This is a genomic window from Staphylococcus sp. HMSC056G08 (assembly GCF_001812305.1).
Lineage (GTDB): Bacteria > Bacillota > Bacilli > Staphylococcales > Staphylococcaceae > Staphylococcus > Staphylococcus simulans.
Genome location: NZ_KV808498.1, coordinates 1 through 352, shown reverse-complemented (window position 1 = coordinate 352; position 352 = coordinate 1). Strand labels below are relative to the sequence as shown.

The 352-nt window shown below is 36.1% G+C and carries 1 pseudogene; it reads right to left on the bottom strand.

Going from position 1 to position 352, the window contains the following annotated elements:
* Nucleotides 1–352, bottom strand: a pseudogene (locus HMPREF2846_RS08810) (transposase); the annotation flags it as partial.

Below are 352 nucleotides of genomic sequence, written 5' to 3'. Positions count from 1 at the left end.
TCTAAACGCTCTTTAACACGGCTATTAGTCTCTATTTGTCTTTGCCATTGTTTATCTTTTGCTATGGTTAATAACTCTTCTGTACGCTCTAACTGTTCTTCGTGCTGTGGTAAGAATTGCTTACTGGTACAGAAGTGAGTGCAATCTAAGCATGCATTCGCATGTGGACAACCACCTGCTATTACTGGCAATCTACAATAACCATTTGGAAGCACTTGTGCATTTATATTTTTCTTGAACCATTGAAGCTCTACATCATCGACTTCACTATCATCATCTAGATTGAGCACATCTCCATTATTGGTAACCAGTTTTTCTTGAAATTTAGTAAATTCATTTTTTAGAGTTTCAT